This is a genomic window from Enterococcus sp. DIV1682a (assembly GCF_051711005.1).
Classification (GTDB): domain Bacteria; phylum Bacillota; class Bacilli; order Lactobacillales; family Enterococcaceae; genus Enterococcus_B; species Enterococcus_B hirae.
Window position 1 is genome coordinate 1,234,772 of record NZ_JBIOLT010000001.1, and the last position, 17,346, is coordinate 1,252,117.

Annotated in this window: 10 protein-coding genes; all 10 read left to right on the forward strand. The window is 36.9% G+C overall.

All coding sequences use genetic code 11. The features are described 5' to 3' along the window. The first annotated feature begins 68 nt into the window (after positions 1-68). The 10 genes from IGJ23_RS05660 (at position 69) to IGJ23_RS05705 (ending at position 17,119) form a co-directional block, all read left to right on the forward strand. The gene (locus IGJ23_RS05660; RefSeq protein WP_207432368.1) at positions 69-983 is read left to right on the forward strand and encodes an aldo/keto reductase; all 915 of its coding nucleotides are present in this window, start codon (positions 69-71) and stop codon (positions 981-983) included. Between the two features lie 108 nt (positions 984-1,091). Then, complete coding sequence (locus IGJ23_RS05665) at positions 1,092-1,607, forward strand: hypothetical protein (protein WP_207432366.1); 516 nt, start codon at positions 1,092-1,094, stop codon at positions 1,605-1,607. Positions 1,608-1,824: 217 nt separating this feature from the next. Then, positions 1,825-2,802, forward strand: a complete 978-nt coding sequence (guaC, locus tag IGJ23_RS05670; protein ID WP_010719374.1) for a GMP reductase — start codon at positions 1,825-1,827, stop codon at positions 2,800-2,802. A 116-nt stretch (positions 2,803-2,918) separates the two neighbouring features. Continuing rightward, complete coding sequence (locus IGJ23_RS05675; RefSeq protein WP_207432548.1) at positions 2,919-4,346, forward strand: PLP-dependent aminotransferase family protein; 1,428 nt, start codon at positions 2,919-2,921, stop codon at positions 4,344-4,346. A 458-nt stretch (positions 4,347-4,804) separates the two neighbouring features. Next, positions 4,805-5,914, forward strand: coding sequence for a pyruvate dehydrogenase (acetyl-transferring) E1 component subunit alpha (gene pdhA, locus IGJ23_RS05680; RefSeq protein WP_010719372.1), 1,110 nt, complete (start codon positions 4,805-4,807; stop codon positions 5,912-5,914). 2 nt (positions 5,915-5,916) lie between these two features. Beyond that, entirely contained in the window at positions 5,917-6,894 is a 978-nt protein-coding gene (locus tag IGJ23_RS05685; RefSeq protein ID WP_010737448.1) for an alpha-ketoacid dehydrogenase subunit beta, read from the forward strand. 26 nt (positions 6,895-6,920) lie between these two features. After that, positions 6,921-8,558 carry a dihydrolipoyllysine-residue acetyltransferase gene (locus tag IGJ23_RS05690; protein ID WP_207432364.1) on the forward strand — a complete coding sequence of 546 codons (1,638 nt, stop codon included), beginning with the start codon at positions 6,921-6,923 and terminating at the stop codon, positions 8,556-8,558. A 7-nt stretch (positions 8,559-8,565) separates the two neighbouring features. Then, entirely contained in the window at positions 8,566-9,972 is a 1,407-nt protein-coding gene (lpdA, locus tag IGJ23_RS05695; RefSeq protein WP_010719369.1) for a dihydrolipoyl dehydrogenase, read from the forward strand. A gap of 337 nt (positions 9,973-10,309) precedes the next feature. After that, positions 10,310-15,094 (forward strand): transposase, encoded by a 4,785-nt coding sequence (locus tag IGJ23_RS05700; protein WP_438774685.1) that lies wholly within the window; start codon positions 10,310-10,312, stop codon positions 15,092-15,094. 192 nt (positions 15,095-15,286) lie between these two features. Continuing rightward, positions 15,287-17,119: a hypothetical protein gene (locus IGJ23_RS05705; protein ID WP_207414335.1), complete on the forward strand. Its 1,833-nt coding sequence runs from the start codon at positions 15,287-15,289 to the stop codon at positions 17,117-17,119. Positions 17,120-17,346 lie beyond the last annotated feature (227 nt).

Sequence of the window (17,346 nt, forward strand, 5' to 3'; positions counted from 1 at the left end):
TGCCTCTTTTTGCCCCCTTTTTGAAGTAAATGTGTTAAAATCTAATGGGAAAGAAAGGAATGATTTTAATGAAACAGATTCAATTGGGAACTTCAAATCAAAAGGTGTCGTCGGTCATTCTCGGATGTATGAGGATTAATGGCGCTGAACATCCAGAACGTATTATTGAAACTGCTTTTGATAACGGTATCAATTTTTTTGACCATGCGGATATCTATGGTGGTGGAGAATGTGAAACCATCTTTGCTAGTGCGTTAGCAAAAACTTCAATAAAGAGAGAAGATCTATTTGTTCAAACAAAATGTGGGATTGTTCCTGGTGTGATGTTTGACTTTTCCAAAAAGCACATCATTGAATCAGTGGAAGGTAGTTTAAAACGGTTAAAAATGGATTATGTTGATGCGTTGCTATTACATCGTCCAGATACTTTAGTTGAACCTGAGGAAGTGGCAGAGGCATTCGATGAATTAGAAAAGGCAGGTAAAGTACGTTATTTCGGTGTAAGTAATCAGAAACCAATGCAAGTCGAATTGCTAAAGAAATACGTCAAACAACCTTTGTTGATCAACCAATTGCAATTTGGATTGAAACATTCTGGAATGATTGATCAAGGGATCCATGTGAATATGACAGATGAAGCTAGCGTTGACCACGATGGTAGTGTCTTGGATTATTCACGTTTGAATGAAATGACGATCCAAGCATGGTCGCCTTATCAATATGGTTTTTTTGAAGGGGTATTTATCGGTAACGAAAAGTTTCCTAAATTGAATCAAAAATTAGCAGAACTTGCTGACAAATATCATACAACACCAACAGGTTTAGCTTCAGCTTGGATTTTACGCCATCCTGCGAATATCCAAGTGATTGCAGGAACGATGAATGTAGGGCGAATCAAGGAAATTGCACAAGCATCAGACGTTGAACTGAGTCGTGAAGACTGGTATGCGCTGTATCGCGAAGCTGGCAATATCCTACCATAGACATGAAAAAACATTGAATGAAACAGTCATTAGTTGCTTGTTCGCTAATGACTTCTACATATATTGATGCGAGGAACGTCACTAAGAATCTACGAAAAGGGGAGTAAAATGGGATATCTAAATAAATGGGACAATAATTCGTCAGTGCCAGAAAGTGAGCTAAACGCTCATAGAGCAGCGTATGAAAATGTCAGTGATGGTAAAGAAGCGAAAGGCAATCTAAAACTAGACCCCCAACGCTATAGTCTTGGAGTAATGACACACGCAATAAATAAAACGAAATCTGCAAAATCAAATAAACCTAATAGAGCTCTACTTGGAATGATCCAAGAAATAGCGCAAAGCTATTTTAGCCCTAAAGTACTTGCTGGTATGGAGAAATTCAAAAAGGATAGAGAAAAAGAGCTAGAAAAAAGTTCGAACATTTCGCAAACAAAGTTATCTAAAGATAAAGAAAACCCTGATAATCAAAATCAAGTTTATAAAAGGTTGAATGCCATTATCACTGGCGCTAAACAGACACTCGTTCAAACCGGAACTCTGAATAAAAACGATCAAGAGAAAACAAACCAATCAAAAGAAGCTGGAAATCAACAAAAGAATGAACCACCTGGTAGAGATTGAGTAGCTATAAGCGACAAACAGCTGATTGTTTATTTGTCGAAAAGTTTGATGGCTAGACAGTGTTATTTCAGATTAAGGAGTTTTTATTTTTTTGTTTATATTCCCCTTGATTTTTTAGTTTAAATACGGTAAATTACATAAGGTGCTAAAAATAAACACCCAAAAAGCAAATAATGTTCGTGTTTTACTGAATTCGAACATCAGGAGGATCATGTCCATGAAAGTGTTTGATTACGAAGATATCCAACTCATTCCTAATAAATGTATTGTAAGTAGCCGTTCAGAATGTAACACGACAGTGACACTAGGAAAGCATACTTTTAAAATGCCTGTTGTCCCTGCGAATATGCAAACGATCATCGATGAGTCAATTGCACAATTTTTAGCAGAAAATGGTTACTTCTATATTATGCATCGATTTGATGAAGCAGCAAGAATCCCCTTTGTGCAAAAAATGAAGGAGCAACAATTGATTACTTCAATCAGTGTTGGCGTAAAACAAGAAGAATATTCATTTGTTGAAGAATTAGCACAGTTAAATTTAGTTCCTGATTATATCACGATTGATATTGCGCACGGTCATTCAAATGCGGTGATTGAAATGATCCAACATATCAAAAAACATTTACCAGAAACGTTCGTTATTGCAGGAAACGTTGGGACACCAGAAGCTGTTCGGGAATTAGAAAATGCCGGAGCTGATGCAACAAAGGTTGGAATTGGACCTGGTAAAGTTTGTATCACAAAAATCAAAACCGGTTTTGGTACCGGTGGTTGGCAACTTGCTGCCTTAAGATGGTGTGCGAAAGCTGCCAGAAAACCGATTATTGCTGATGGGGGTATTCGTACCCATGGTGATATTGCAAAATCCGTTCGTTTTGGCGCAACAATGGTTATGATCGGTTCGCTATTTGCCGGACATGAAGAATCGCCTGGTGAGACAATGGTGGAAAATGGCGTAGTGTACAAAGAATACTTCGGCTCTGCCTCCGAGTTTCAAAAAGGTGAAAAGAAAAATGTAGAAGGTAAGAAAATTTGGATCCAACATAAAGGGTCTTTGAAAGACACGTTGGTTGAAATGCAACAAGATTTACAATCTTCTATTTCTTATGCGGGTGGGAAAGATATTGAAGCTATTCGCAAAGTAGATTATGTGATTGTTAAAAACTCCATTTTTAACGGAGATACCATTTAATAGCTATTAAAAAGCAAAGTAGATGCTCTCGCATCATGCTTTGCTTTTTCTTTGCTTTTCGATCCCTTTTTTATAAGATAAAATAGGCAGTAGAAGAAAGAGGAATGGAGAAGAACATGTGGGAAGTCATAGATAAGAAACAAAGACCAATTTATCGACAAATTATGGATCAGGTGATGAAAAATATTGAAAATGGGAATTTAGATCCCAACGTACCCTTGCCCTCTGAAAGAAAATTGGCAGTTATTTTTCAAACAAATCGCACCACTGTGGTTCGAGCGTTGGATGAATTACGAGATCTTGGCGTTCTTATCAGTCGCCGAGGCAGTGGACGTTTTGTGAATCAAACCGAATGGGGGCGGTATTCTGTCCCGAGAGTGAATTGGCGCGAATTATTTTCTCAACGCTATGAACAAATCGATGATAGTTATGAAAAAATGATCGAAGTAGGAAAACTGAACCCTTATTTTCTCGATTTATTTTCGAGCGAGATGCCTACAGACTTATTACCAAACGTACAATTTCCAGCATACTCAATGAATGAGATTATTGAAAAAGAGCAACAAATCACCTGTCTAGGTTATCTTCCATTAGTAGCAAAAATAAAAAATTACTTGAGCGAAGAGTTTTATTTTGATTTTACTAAAACGCAATTATTAGTTACGAGTGGGGGCCAACAGGCTATTTTTCTAATTTTACAGACGATTTTATCTAGTGGTGATGCTATTGCGGTAGAAGCGCCTTCGTTTTTATATCGTTTGTCCTTATTTAAAGCGACAGGGATTCGTCTATTTGGTGTACCCATGGATAGCGAAGGTATTGAGCTGGATAAGCTAGAAGTGTTGATCAAGAAAAATAAATTGAAAGCTGTCTTAGTCAATCCAAACTTTCAAAATCCAACAGGGAAAGTGATGTCCCAAAAACGTCGCGAAGCATTAGTGACCCTTTGTCGCAACTATCAATTACCGATCATTGAAGACGACGTTTTTAGTGACTTATCCTTTCATGATAGTGAAAAGCATAAACCAACTGCGATTCATTCGATTGATCCGGAAAACGTCTTATATGTCGGATCATTATCTAGGGTATTAGGACAAACGACCAAGATAGGTTGGATCGTTGGGCTGCGTTCCTTTATCGACCGCTTAGCGAAAGCGCAGGAAATGATGGAATTTTCGATGAGCATCTTTCCCCAAAATGTGGCGATGACTGTATTTGAAGAAAGTTATAGCACAAAGATCGCCATTGTGAGGGAAGAATTATACAAAAGAAGTCTGACGCTGGTTGAATGGGAAAAAACGCAAAACTTTTTTGAAGTCTGGCCCATTTATGGTGGGTACTATGCGTGGGTTACGTGGAAAGGACAGCGATTGACAAGAGATATTGCGGAAGAATTGATCCGCTCAGGGTTAGGCATTGCACCAAGTTTTTTGTTTGGAGAAGAGACCAACGGGTTGCGTATCAATTTTAGTCGTTTAACTGAAGAAAGGCTGCCATTTTTTCAAGCGGAAATGGCAAAATTAGCAAAACGTTTATCCGTTTAATTCATGATCAAAAGAGCAGGTTCATGTGCAACAGTTAAGGAGATTCCTTGCTGTTGCTTTTTAATTGAAAAAAATACACATATAGTAGAAAATTAAAAGAGGGATGATTGTAAAGAAAATCACTAATTAATAAAAAATTTTTTCTGTTTGTTGGAATAAGGTATAACAATGTGCGGATTCAATGATAACAGTAGAGAGGAGTAGATAGAAAATCAGGACTAATTTTGTACAAAAGATGTAAACCGCTTTCTTGATTGTGAGGTTGTTCACTATTTGCGTGGTTAAGCGGATTATTACAAATTTTTAAAAACGTGAATTTTTTTGCTTTTAGCTTGTATTTCTTAATGATCCATGATAATTTATAAAAGAAGACGGTTGGATATTGATACAGTTTATATATCTGTTTCAATCGCAGAAAGATGAGATTTTCTTATATGATGAGAGAGGAATGTGTACAAATGGCAAAAAAGAAATTACCACTAGACTTTAATGCGTTATTAGATGAAGTCAATTCAGATTTTCCAGTATACCAAGCGCTTGACCAAAATGGTAAAGTAGTAAACCCTGATCTTGTTCCTGATTTATCAGATGAACAATTAGTAGAATTAATGACTAGCATGGTTTGGTCTCGTGTATTAGACCAACGCTCAACAGCTTTAAACCGTCAAGGACGTCTAGGATTCTTTGCACCAACAGCTGGTCAAGAAGCTAGCCAACTTGCAAGTGCATTTGCTTTTGAAAAAGAAGACGTATTACTTCCTGGTTACCGTGATGTTCCCCAATTAGTAAAACACGGATTGCCTTTAGCACAAGCTTTCTTATGGTCACGAGGACATGCGGCAGGGAATTTTTATCCAGAAGAATTGAAAGCTCTACCACCACAAATCATTATTGGTGCGCAGTACATCCAAGCAGCTGGTGTGGCTTTAGGATTGAAAAAACGAAACAAAAAAAATGTGGTCTTCACTTATACAGGTGACGGCGGCTCTTCTCAAGGTGATTTCTATGAAGCAATCAACTTTGCTGGAGCTTATCATGCAAATGCTGTATTTTATATCCAAAACAATGGCTTTGCGATCTCAACACCTCGTGAAAAACAAACAGCTGCTAAAACATTAGCGCAAAAAGCTGTGGCAGCCGGGATTCCAGGGATCCAAGTAGATGGTATGGATCCATTAGCAGTTTATACAGTATCTAAAATGGCACGTGATTGGGCAATCAACGGGAATGGTCCAGTCTTGATTGAGACATTGACTTACCGTTATGGTCCGCATACTTTATCAGGAGATGACCCAACTCGTTACCGTTCAAAAGAAACAGATGACGAATGGCAGAAAAAAGATCCATTGATCCGTTTCCGTAACTACCTAACAGAAAAAGGTCTATGGTCAGAAGAAAAAGAAGAACAAGTAATTGAACAAACAAAAGAGGAAATCAAAGCAGCGATTGCTGAAGCAGATAAGATTCCAAAACAAAAAGTTTCTGATTTCTTAAAAAATATGTTTGAAGTGGCACCACAATCAATTAAAGAACAAATTGCAATCTATGAAGCGAAGGAGTCGAAATAATCATGGCACAAAAAACAATGATTCAAGCAATCACAGATGCCCTAGCACTTGAACTTGAAAATGATGAGAACGTAATCGTTTTTGGTGAAGATGTTGGGAAAAACGGTGGAGTTTTCCGTGCAACGGAAGGATTGCAAGAAAAATTTGGCGAAGAACGCGTTTTCGATACCCCATTAGCTGAATCAGGGATTGCTGGTATGAGTTTTGGGTTAGCTTTAGAAGGTTTTCGTCCAGTACCTGAAATTCAGTTCTTTGGATTTATTTTTGAAGCCATGGATGAAGTAGTCGCACAAATGGCACGTACAAGATATCGAATGGGTGGGACTAGAAATCTACCGATTACGATTCGTTCACCATTTGGTGGTGGGGTTCACACACCAGAACTTCATTCAGATAACTTAGAAGGATTGATTGCTCAATCTCCAGGAATTCGCGTAGTCATTCCATCAAATCCTTATGATGCAAAAGGATTATTGATCTCTTCTATCCGCAGCAATGACCCAGTTGTATTTTTGGAACATATGAAACTTTATCGTTCATTCCGTGAAGAAGTTCCAGATGAAGCTTATGAAGTACCATTGGACAAAGCGGCAATTACTCGTGAAGGAACAGACGTTTCAATCATTACCTATGGCGCAATGGTTCGTGAAGCGATCAAAGCAGCTGACAATCTTGCGAAAGAGGATATTTCAGTAGAAGTCGTTGACCTAAGAACAGTCGCACCGCTAGATATTGACACAATCATTCAATCAGTTGAGAAAACTGGTCGTGTGGTAGTCGTTCAAGAAGCGCAACGACAAGCAGGTGTAAGTGCCCAAGTGATTGCTGAAATCTCAGAACGTGCGATCCTTTCATTAGAAGCACCAATTGGACGTGTAGCAGCACCAGATACTGTTTTTCCATTTGGACAAGCTGAAAACATCTGGTTACCAAATGCGGCTGATATTGAAGCAAAAGTCAAAGAAATTGCAGAATTCTAAGAAATAAGAAGGGACGTAAGTAAATCATGGCATACCAATTTAAATTACCTGACATTGGTGAAGGAATCGCAGAAGGCGAAATCGTCAAATGGTTTGTCAAGCCAGGCGATACCATCAATGAGGATGATACGTTATTAGAAGTTCAAAATGATAAATCAGTAGAAGAAATTCCATCCCCAGTTACTGGGACAGTGAAAAACGTCATCGTACCTGAAGGAACAGTCGCGAATGTTGGCGATGTACTGGTAGAAATCGATGCACCAGGACATGAAGACAATGAAACAAGTGGCGATGCTGGAGTAGCAGCGAAAGAGCAAACACCTGAACATCCAGCTGCTGAACCAACTGAAGCTAGTGCCGATGGTGGGGTCTTTGAATTTAAATTACCCGATATTGGTGAAGGAATCGCAGAAGGTGAAATCGTTAAATGGTTTGTGAAACCAGGCGATACCATCAATGAAGATGACACATTGTTAGAAGTACAAAACGATAAATCGGTAGAAGAAATCCCGTCACCAGTGACTGGAACTGTTAAAAACATCTTGGTATCAGAAGGAACAGTTGCAACTGTTGGTGATGTATTAGTAGAAATCGATGCACCAGGACATAATAGTGCGCCTTCTACTACATCAGAAAAAACAGCTGAATCAACTGATGCTAAAGTAGAAACTTCTGGTTCAGCATCAGTAGCTGAGGCAGCTGATCCTAACAAACGTGTTTTGGCTATGCCATCAGTTCGACAATTTGCTCGTGAAAAAGACGTGGATATCACACAAGTCACTGCAACTGGTAAAGGTGGACGTGTGACAAAAGAAGATATTGAAAGCTATCTATCAGGTGGGCATGCGAGTCAAACAGCATCAGCTGAATCAGCTGCACCTGCGTCAGAAAAAGCGGTTGAAGCGAAAGCTGAAAGCAAGCCAGCAGCACCAGCAAAAGCGTTCAAATCTAATTTAGGTGAATTGGAAGAACGTGTAGCAATGACACCGACACGTAAAGCGATTGCTAAAGCAATGGTTAATAGTAAGCAAACAGCGCCACATGTTACTTTACATGACGAAGTAGAGGTTTCTAAACTTTGGGATAATCGTAAGAGATTTAAAGAAGTGGCAGCTGCGAATGGGACAAAATTGACTTTCTTGCCATACGTAGTAAAAGCATTAACTGCTACTGTAAAGAAATTCCCTATTTTGAATGCGTCAATTGATGATGCGAACCAAGAAATCGTTTATAAAAATTACTATAACATCGGAATCGCAACTGATACAGATCATGGCTTGTATGTACCAAATGTAAAAGATGCAGACCGTAAAGGGATGTTTGCGATTGCGGATGAAATCAATGAAAAAGCAAAACTAGCTCATGAAGGTAAATTAGCAGCTGAAGATATGCGAAATGGCACTATTACGATCAGTAATATTGGTTCTGTAGGTGGTGGTTGGTTTACACCAGTAATCAACTACCCTGAAGTAGCAATTTTAGGTGTGGGAACAATTGCACAACAACCGATTGTTAATGGTGAAGGTGAAATCGTTGTTGGACGAGTGATGAAACTTTCCTTAAGCTTTGATCACCGTATCGTAGACGGAGCAACAGCTCAACAAGCAATGAACAATATCAAACGACTTTTAGCTGATCCTGAGTTATTGATGATGGAAGGATGATAAACAAATGGTAGTTGGAGATTTTGCTGTAGAATTAGACACAGTTGTAATCGGTGCGGGACCTGGTGGCTATGTTGCTGCCATCCGTGCTGCTGAAATGGGACAAAAAGTGGCAATCATTGAAAGAGAATACATCGGTGGTGTTTGTTTAAACGTTGGTTGTATTCCTTCAAAAGCGCTGATTGCTGCAGGACATCATTATCAAGAATCTCTTGATTCAACTTTATTCGGTGTCACAAGTGAAAATGTCACACTTGATTTTGCAAAAACACAAGACTGGAAAGAAAATAAAGTAGTGAAAACACTGACTTCTGGTGTTGGCTTCTTATTGAAAAAACACAAGGTAGAAACAATCGAAGGCGAAGCATTCTTCGTCGATGATCATACATTGCGTGTGATCCATCCCGATTCTGCTCAAACGTATTCTTTCAATAACGCAATCATTGCCACTGGCTCCCGTCCGATCGAAATCCCAGGATTCAAGTTTGGCGGACGTGTACTTGACTCAACAGGCGGCTTAGCTCTAAAAGAAGTACCAAAAAAATTCGTCATTATTGGTGGCGGAGTTATTGGAGCAGAATTAGGTGGAGCCTATGCTAACTTAGGTGCTGAGGTAACGATTCTTGAAGGTTCTCCTCAAATTTTACCTACCTATGAAAAAGATATGGTGAAATTAGTGGAAGACGACTTCAAGAAAAAAGGTGTGACAATCGTAACCAATGCAATGGCGAAAGAAGCTGTTGATAATGGGGACAGTGTGACAGTCAAATATACTGTTGACGGTAAAGAAGAAACAGTGACAGCAGATTATGTTATGGTAACAGTTGGCCGTCGTCCAAATACTGACGATATGGGATTAGAACAAGCGGGTGTCGAAGTCGGTGAACGTGGATTGATTCCAGTGGATCAACAAGGGCGTACGAACGTGCCAAACATTTTTGCAATTGGGGATATCGTACCAGGTGCTGCTTTAGCGCATAAAGCAAGTTATGAAGCAAAAATTGCTGCAGAAGCTATCTCAGGTAAGAAAGTAGCAGTTGACTATAAAGCAATGCCTGCGGTTGCCTTTACAGATCCAGAATTAGCTTCTGTTGGGATGACGATCAAAGAAGCAAAAGAAGCTGGTATTGAAGCTACTGCATATAAATTTCCGTTTTCAGGAAATGGACGGGCGTTATCGCTTGCAAAAACAGAAGGTTTTATCCGTTTAGTGACGACCAATGAAGACAACGTCATCATTGGAGCGCAAATCGGTGGTGTAGGTGCTAGTGATATGGTTTCTGAGCTTGCTTTAGCCATTGAATCAGGAATGAATGCCGAAGATATTGCGTTAACGATCCATCCACATCCATCGCTAGGTGAAATTACGATGGATGCTGCTGAACTCGCTTTAGGTTTACCAATCCATATTTAATTTAGCAATTGGGATATTTTATCCGAACTGTTTCAAAAAAAGTATGGATGTTGGCGATAGTTGCCAGGTTAAAAACATCTTTTTGACAAATTGAATTGATACATGATCGATGAAACATCAAAGTTAGCAAAAACTGCTAGCTTTGATGTTTTTTTGTGGTCTTTTCAAAACCTCTTTTTCTGAAAAAAGAAAAAAGAAAGTCAAGCTTTTTGAAAGAGGGTGTTAGAATAAATGTGGTAAAAGCAATCAGGTCAGCATATTTCTATATCAATGATTTAACAAGCGGAACTAGTTGTTTACTAACTAATTTTTAATCACTTTAAAGGAGATTGACTTTGTGAGAAAAGAAACGATTAAAACACTTCAAGGAGACTGTCATGAGAATGAAAAGAATAATGAAATTGGCGGTCCTAATAATTCAATTAAAAAGAGAAATGAAAGGATTATAGAAGCATACCAAACAGAAAATACATCGATAGCAGGACTTGCTGAGCGATTTGGAGTATCAAAGAGAACCATTGGAAATGTAACACATAGTCTAAAAGAGCAAAATCTGCAACAGCAAAGCTTAACGAATGAGACAACTAAAGAAAAGGAAGAGAGCAATAATCAAAATATCGAAGCATATTTAGCAGGAGACTTGTGGGTAAGTAAACTTGTTAATAAATTTAACGGATCAGCGAGAACCATTTTGATGAAAATAAAGAAAGCAAGAGAACAGAAGGAAGAGATGCAATATAAAACATCGTCAGAAAATGAAATTTTACAGTTAGATAGAAATAGTTTTGAGCAAAGGGAAGAGTTAGTGAAGCAACAAGAGCTGATTTCAGAAGTTCTTCTAAAAGATGAGCTGGAACAGGTACATCCTGCTCAGCCAAGGTCTTTAGAGGACAAAGTCATTTCATTAAGAAAACAAAAAAGTGTTGATCATGACAGCCAGTCAAAAAAATACAATCTCAATGACAGTTCAAGCAGAAAAAGAAAGATGCAAGAAAATAAGGACCCAGAAAAGTTTTCACTATCGGCGTTCCCAATTGATAAAAATAGTTTGAAAACATCGAGTGTGAAACCTAAGAAGCCAAAGAAATCTCATGTACTTCATGAAGTAGAAGAATATTCACCCAAACTATCACAAATAAGCAAACAAATACATACAACAGAGAATGAGCATTTAATTGATGAGAACCAACAGGATAAACTTCAAGGGATCGGTCCTCAACAAAATAAAAACTTTTCTTCATCACTTCCTTTACCAAATAAATTAGAGGAAGCAACAAGTAGTGAGAATCATATCTTCAATAGCAAACAAGTGCAAGTAACTGGAAGTCATCTAAGAGAAAATCAAGAGGAACACCCAATTTTATCAGAGACAGAAGGTGAATTTGGAAATAGCTTGTTCGATAGTTTATCTGATTTTGACTATTCAAATGAGTCCAATGAAGAACGTTCGTTTTTTCAAAAGTCAGCAAATTTATCCGATGAATTGTCAAATCATAATCTCACGACAGACGAAATAGTGGAAGCATTAATGGAATTTGACGAGACGTTAGACTCAGCAAAAAATCTAGTGGACTATGTGAACGGATCGAATGAACTTCCAAAACAATCTAATAATGATTTATTCGAAGATTTATCAAATGATAGTCTCACGACAGACGAAATAGTGGAAGCGTTAATGGAAATTGACGAGACGTTAGACTCAGCAAAAAATCTAGTGGACTATGTGAACGGATCGAATGAACTTCCAAAACAATCTAATAATGATTTATTCGAAGATTTATCAAATGATAGTCTCACGACAGACGAAATAGTGGAAGCATTAATGGAATTTGACGAGACGTTAGACTCAGCAAAAAATCTAGTGGACTATGTGAACGGATCGAATGAACTTCCAAAACAATCTAATAATGATTTATTCGAAGATTTATCAAATGATAGTCTCACGACAGACGAAATAGTGGAAGCGTTAATGGAAATTGATGAGACGTTAGACTCAGGAAAAAATCTAGTGGTCTATGTGAACGGATCGAATGAACTCCCAAAACAATCTAATAACGATTTATTCGATGATTCATCAAATGATAGTCTCACGACAGACGAAATAGTGGAAGCGTTAACGGAAGTTGATGAGACGTTAGACTCAGGAAAAAATCTAGTGGACTATGTGAACGGATCGAATGAACTCCCAAAACAATCTAATAATGATTTATTCGAAGATTCACCAAATGATAATCTCACGACAGAGGAAAAAGTGGAAGCGTTAATGGAAGTTGATGAGACGTTAGATTCAGCAAAAAATCTAGTGGACTATGTGAACGGATCGAATGAACTTCCAAAACAATCTAATAATGATTTATTCGAAGATTCATCAAATGATAGTCTCACGACAGACGAAATAGTGGAAGCGTTAGTGGAAGTTGATGAGACGTTAGACTCAGCAAAAAATCTAGTGGACTATGTGAACGGATCGAATGAACTTCCAAAACAATCTAATAATGATTTATTCGAAGATTTATCAAATGATAGTCTCACGACAGACGAAATAGTGGAAGCGTTAATGGAAATTGATGAGACGTTAGACCCAGCAAAAAATCTAGTGGATTATGTGAACGGATCGAATGAACTTCCAAAACAATCTAATAATGATTTATTCGATGATTCATCAAATGATAGTCTCATGACAGAAGAAATAACGGAAATATTAATGAGATTTGATGAGACATTAAACTCAGGAAAAAAACCAATGAAGTATGTAATGGAATTAAGTGAACGTCAAGAATCGAACAAATTATTCGATGAATCGTCAAATAGTCAACAGGTAGAATATCCTATAATGGAACAAACAATGGCAGGAAAAGCAGTTAATCAGCCTGGTTCGGAAAATAATCAAGTAAACTTTATAGAGGATCAGAATCAGGAATATCTGATTGATGAAGAAAAACATCCCCAGAATCCGCATAACATACATAATGATAGGGGCACAGGTGAGTTTATACAAAAGAAACAGGATAAGAGTATAAAAAATTCAGAAAACACCCCAGTGAATCAGAATCAGGAAACGGCGCTTGATGAAGAAAGACATCCAAAAAGAGCTGCTGCTCATTTATCTGAGAATCTACATAGTATACAAAACTTAGAAAGTAACCTAGGGCATCAAACAACAAAACAAACCGATAAGCAGACTATTCCTCAAACGGGGTATATTCTTGATCCTGTTCTTCCACAAAATGTCACTAAGAATAATTATTTAGAATATATTCAACTATATCAATCTATTCAGTCGACCATCAAAATAGAGACATTTTGTGACATAATGGAATTGTCACAAGATACATTTCAAGAGTTGCTTAAAGAAGCTGTTCCAGCTGAGTCAACTAATAGTGAATTAGGATATATAGAGAATAAAAGGGAAATTATACCGAGAGAATATAAATTAGAAAAGATCAATTTATATCTCAATTCTCAACATTCTTACGAATCTAAACGGCAGTTTTGTGATAAGAACAATTTAGACTATGATTCCTTTAGATCTTGGATAAGGGAACATAAAAAGGGGGAATTACCTCGTCAATCAATATCGACTATTGAAGAATTGATCAGTAGGGAACAAGATGGGAGAAATCTGTATTGTACTGCTAAGGTTAAGAAAGCCTGTGTACTTTTATGGAGAAGTAAGCGAATAGCACACAAGGTATTGTGTAAAAAATTGAACATTTCTGATGCGACTTTAAGAACTTGGAATAATAGATACGACCAGGCACGTGGTAAGAAGCAGGAGTTAATAACAACTCTCACAGAATTAAAAGAAAGGAAGTTAAAGCTAGGAAAGGTGTGTTGTACGGAGGAAGTTAAAAGAGAATGTGTTCTTTTATATAAGAATCAAGAAATGTCCATAAAGCAATTATGTAAGATTTATCATTTGACTCCGAATATGGTTAATGCTTGGATCGAAGAATATGACCGATTACTCCAAAATTCAGAAAGAACATCCCAAGCACGCCAAACTTTTTCAACTAATGTCGGGAATGCTAAATTTACAACAGCAGACAATAATGCGAGGTTAGCTCATGAACAAGGTAAGGGTCAAGGCAATCAAAGGATGCAACATAGTATACAAAACTTAGAAAGTAACCTAGGGGATCAAACAACCAAACAAACGGATAAGCAGCTTAATCCTCCAGCGAGGCACTCTCTTGACCCTGTTCTTCCAAAAAAAGTCAATCAATCATACACTAAAAATGATTATTTAAAATATATTCAACTATACCAATCCATTCAAACGACCATCAAAATAGAGACATTTTGTGACATAATGGAATTGTCACAAGATACATTTCAAGAGTTGCTTAAAGAAGCTGTTCCAGCTGAGTCAACTAATAGTGAATTAGGATATATAGAGAATAAAAGGGAAATTATAACGAGAGAATATAAATTAGAAAAGATCAATTTATATCTCAATTCTCAACATTCTTACGAATCTAAACGGCAGTTTTGTGCTAAGAACAATTTAGACTATGGTTCCTTTAGTTCTTGGATAAAGGAACATAAAAAGGGGAATTTAACTCGTAAATCAATCTCTACTATCGAAGAAGTGATCAGTAGGGAACGAAATGGGAGAAATCTGGATTGTACCGCTAAGGTTAAGGAAGCCTGTGTACTTTTATGGAGAGGTTGCTCAATGACTAAGACTGAATTAAGTAACAAATTGAACATCAATGATATGGTTGTAAGATCTTGGGAAGATAGGTACAACCGGGCACATGGAAATGAGCAGAAGAAAATAATAACAACTCTCTCAGAATTAGAAAATAGGGATTTAAAGTTCAGGTATTTGAGTTGTACGGAGAAAGTCAAAAAAGAATGTATTCTTTTATTAAATGATACAAAAAATACCAAGGGACGAATATGTCAAAAGTATCATTTGAACGTTAAAACATTTTATAATTGGTACAATAAATATAAACCACTACTTAATGGTGCAGAAAAAGATTCAAAAGAACGCCAAACTTTTTCAACGAATGTCGAAAATGCTAAAATTACAGCAGCAGACAATAATGCGAGGTTAGCCAATGAGCAAAATAAGAGTCCAAATTTATTCTTGGGTAATCAAAAGATCCAATAAAATTCTAATAAGTTAATTATAGGTAAAGTGGAATGAACGTTAAATATAATTGAAATAAATTAAACAATTACTTTGAAAAAAAACAATAGTTGGATCTTGATCGAACATTTTTTTCTAAAAAGGAGAAAGAATAAACTATTTGCTAGAAAATTTGATATTAAAATAGATAAATAAATAGAAAAGGAGATTACTATGGAAAATGAATGGACGGAACAACGATACATAACAAAGAATGTAATAGGTTCCAATGGAAATGGGCAACAGTCATATGGTGAGCTAGGACAAGATAATCATCTGGTTAATGAGTCCAGTCCGGAGGAGGAGCTAGTAAGTCACATAATCAACCAAGGTCCTCCAACTATTCAAGAATTAGAAGCGGCGTATACTCTTTTTTCTAATCTTGAACCAAAGGAGCAAAGGATAGGGCAAATAGAGGAACAAGGAATAAAAGATGTCAATATGTTTGATTCAGGAAATAAGCGAGTGCACCCTAGATCAGACGAAAACGTGGGATATCCAAAAAGGCTAAAAGGCGCAAATAACCATTTATTTAATGAGCTAGACACCATAAATGATTCACAATTCCCACCTCAAACGACAAGAGAATCGGTCAATAAGCCCAGTCCAGAAGAAGACCTAGTACGCTACGTGTTCGAACTGGGTCCTCTGACTCGTCAAGAATTAGAATTAGCCGATACTCTTTTTTCTAATCATGAAACAAAAGAGCAAAGGATAGCCGAGGAGAGGAAAGGACAAACAGAGGGACAAGAAATAGAAACTGGAAATATGTTTGATCTGGAAAATAATCGAATGAACTCTGTAGTGGGTCAAAATTCGGAATCTTCGATTGATGAAGAAAAACATCTCCAGAATCCGCATAGCGTACATAATGACAGGGACACAAGTGACTTTACACAAAAGAACATACAAGACAAGAGTACGAAAAATTCAGAAAGCACCCCAGTGAATCAGAATCAGGAAACGGTGCTTGACAAAGAAAGACATCCAAAAAGAGCTACTGCTCATTTATCTGAGGGTCTACATAGTATACAGCACTTAGAAAGTCAAACAACCAAACAAACCGATAAGCAGCCTATTCCTCAAACGGGGCATACTCTTTCTATTCTTCCACAAAATGTCACTAAGAATGATTATTTAAAATATATTCAACTATATCGATCCATTCAATCAGTTATCACAAGAGAGACATTTTGTAACCTATTGAAATTGTCAAATGATAAATTTCAAAAGTTGCTTAAAGATGAAGATGTTGTTCCCGATCAGTCAACAAATGGTGAATCAGAATATCTAGAGAATAATAGGAATACGTACTCGAAAGACTATAAATTAGAAATGGTCCTGTTGTATCTCAATTCTCAACATCCTTATGAATCTCTAGCGCAATTTTGTGGGGAGAAAGAAATATACCCTGCTCTCTTTAAATCATGGCTAAGAGATTATAAAAATGAGAAGTTAACTCGCAAAACAATATCGACTATCGAAGAGTTGATGGGTAGAGAACAAACTGGAGAAAATCTGGATTGTACTGATGAAGTGAAGGTAGCCTGTGTACTTTTAAGTAGAGTTTGCTCAATGAAGAAGAGAGAATTATGTAACAAATTGAATATCAGTGATGGGGGGTTAAGACATTGGGAATCTAAATACAACCGGACACATAGAAATGAGCAGAGGAAAAAAATAACAACTCTCCAAGAATTAGAAAATAGGGATCTAAATTTAGGGAAACTGAATTGTACTGAGGAAGTCAAAAGAAAATGTGTTCTTTTATTAAATAAAAAAAACAGGAATGAAATATGTGAAAAGTATCATTTGAACATTAAAACATTTTATGGTTGGTGCATTAAATATAAACAACTACTTAATGGTACAGAAAAAGATTCAAAAGAACGCCAAACTTTTTCAACGAATGTCGAAAATGCTAAAATTACAGCAAAAGAAAATAATGAGTCAATAGTACATCAACAAGATACGAGTCAACATTTATTTTTTGTCGGAAGGACGTAATCAAATTCTAGCAAGTTAAACATAAGTAAAAGCGTATAAACCTTGGTAATAAGTAAAACAAATAAAAAATTATTCGGAAAAAGACCAAGGATTTGATTTTGGTCGAACATTTTTTTCTAAAAAGAAGAAAAAGTAAACTATTTGTTAGAACATTCGATGTTAAAATAGATAAATAATAAATGAATAAAATAGGAACTGATTATGGAAAAGAAGTCAAGTTCCTTAGA

Coding starts and splice junctions, on each gene's coding strand:
- IGJ23_RS05660 (WP_207432368.1), top strand. CDS start 69: ATGAAACAGATTCAATTGGGAACTTCAAATCAAAAGGTGTCGTCGGTC.
- IGJ23_RS05665 (WP_207432366.1), top strand. CDS start 1,092: ATGGGATATCTAAATAAATGGGACAATAATTCGTCAGTGCCAGAAAGT.
- guaC (WP_010719374.1), top strand. CDS start 1,825: ATGAAAGTGTTTGATTACGAAGATATCCAACTCATTCCTAATAAATGT.
- IGJ23_RS05675 (WP_207432548.1), top strand. CDS start 2,919: ATGTGGGAAGTCATAGATAAGAAACAAAGACCAATTTATCGACAAATT.
- pdhA (WP_010719372.1), top strand. CDS start 4,805: ATGGCAAAAAAGAAATTACCACTAGACTTTAATGCGTTATTAGATGAA.
- IGJ23_RS05685 (WP_010737448.1), top strand. CDS start 5,917: ATGGCACAAAAAACAATGATTCAAGCAATCACAGATGCCCTAGCACTT.
- IGJ23_RS05690 (WP_207432364.1), top strand. CDS start 6,921: ATGGCATACCAATTTAAATTACCTGACATTGGTGAAGGAATCGCAGAA.
- lpdA (WP_010719369.1), top strand. CDS start 8,566: ATGGTAGTTGGAGATTTTGCTGTAGAATTAGACACAGTTGTAATCGGT.
- IGJ23_RS05705 (WP_207414335.1), top strand. CDS start 15,287: ATGGAAAATGAATGGACGGAACAACGATACATAACAAAGAATGTAATA.